General features: G+C 64.4%; 1 protein-coding gene. It reads right to left on the reverse strand.

Annotated features, from left to right (window positions below):
- Positions 1-2,058, reverse strand: a 2,058-nt coding sequence (locus RMO18_RS05550) for a glutamate synthase-related protein (RefSeq protein WP_309664447.1), incomplete at both ends; no start/stop codon positions are given.

Genomic DNA, 2,058 nt, shown 5'->3' on the forward strand with positions numbered 1-2,058 from the left:
CGCCCGGCCGCAAAGAGGTGGCCGTCTGTTGCGCCATACAGCACTGTATTGCCGATGATGGTGTTCTCGGATGCCTCCAGCGGCGAGGACATCGACGGGCGCACGACGATCAGCCCGCCCGACAACCCCTTGCCGACATAGTCGTTGGCATCCCCCATCACCTCCAGCTTCAGCCCCCGCACGGCGAAGGCACCCAGCGATTGCCCGCAGGACCCTGCCAGCTTCACCGTCAGGTGGTCCGGCTGGAGGCCGTTCCGCATTCCGAACTTGCGCACGATATGCGAAGAGGCCCGCGTCCCGATGGTCCGGTGCGTGTTCCGCACGGCATAGGACAGCTGCATCTTTTCACCGTCTTCAAAGAACCGGTGACCGTCCTTGATGATCTCGGCGTCCAGCGTGTCCGGCACCGCATTGCGCGGCTTCGACCGGTCATAGGTGATCTTCGATGCACCATCGACGGTGATCAGCAGCGGGTTGAGGTCCAGATCATCCAGATGCGCCGCACCCCGGCTGACCTGCGTCAACAGATCGGCCCGCCCGATGATCTCGTCCATCGACCGCGCACCGATGGAGGCGAGGATCTCCCGCACCTCCTGCGCGTAGAAGGTGATCAGGTTCACCACCTTCTCCGCCGATCCGGTGAATTTCTGCCGCAAGGCCTCGTTCTGGGTGCAGACCCCCACCGGGCAGGTGTTCGACTGGCACTGCCGCACCATGATGCAGCCCATCGAGATCAGCGCCGCCGTGCCGATGCCGTATTCCTCGGCCCCCAGCATCGCCGCCATCACGATGTCCCGCCCGGTGCGCAGGCCCCCATCGGTGCGCAGCGTCACCCGCTCGCGCAGGTTGTTCATCGACAACACCTGATGCGCCTCGGTCAGGCCCATTTCCCACGGCAGACCCGCATATTTGATCGATGTGGCAGGCGAAGCCCCGGTGCCGCCGTTGTGCCCCGAGATCAGGATCACATCGGCCTTGGCCTTGGCCACCCCCGCCGCAATCGTCCCCACGCCTGACGAAGACACCAGCTTCACCGTCACCTTGGCGCGCGGGTTGATCTGCTTCAGGTCATAGATCAGCTGCGCGAGGTCCTCGATGCTGTAGATGTCGTGGTGCGGTGGTGGCGAAATCAGCGTCACTCCAGGCGTCGAATGCCGCAGCCGCGCGATCAGCGCGGTGACCTTCATCCCCGGCAACTGCCCGCCCTCACCGGGCTTGGCCCCTTGGGCGACCTTGATCTCCAACTCTTCACAAGCGTTCAGATATTCCGCCGTCACGCCAAACCGCCCCGACGCCACCTGCTTGATCTTGGCGCTGGGGTTGTCCCCATTCGGCTCTGGCACGAAATGCGCGGGGTCCTCGCCGCCCTCGCCCGAGTCCGACTTCGCACCGATCCGGTTCATCGCCACGTTCAGCGTCTTGTGCGCCTCCGGGCTCAGCGCGCCAAGGCTCATCCCCGGCGTTACAAAGCGCTTGCGGATCGAGGTGATGCTTTCCACCTCTTCAATCGGCACCGGCTTGCCCAGTGTCTTGATGTCCAGCAAGTCGCGCAGGTGGATCGGCGGGTTCGCCCGCATCGCCGCAGAATACTGCTTCCACAGATCATAGCTCGCCCGGTCGCAGGCCGATTGCAGCATATGCATCGTCTGCGCTTCCCAAGCGTGCTTTTCGCCCGACCGCCGCGCCTTGTAGAAGCCGCCGATGGGCAGCACGTCGCTGCCCCCCAGCCAGCCCTTGGCGTGCACCTCTTCCAGCTTCTGCTCGATCCCGGTCAGACCGATGCCGGAAATCCGGCTCTGCATGCCGGGGAAATACTCCGCCACCATGGCGCGGCTCAGGCCCACCGCCTCAAAGTTCAATCCACCCCGATAGCTGGAGACGACCGAGATCCCCATCTTTGACATGATCTTCAACAGACCCGCGTCGATGGCATCGCGGTAGCGGCGCATCGCGTCGGTCAGGCTGCCTTCCAGCAGCCCGCGGTTCAGCCGGTCGGCAATCGAATCCTGCGCTAGGTAGGCGTTCACCGTGGTGGCCCCCGACCCGATCAGCACCGCA

It is taken from the genome of Tabrizicola sp., from assembly GCF_031377265.1.
GTDB lineage: Bacteria > Pseudomonadota > Alphaproteobacteria > Rhodobacterales > Rhodobacteraceae > JAUYQR01.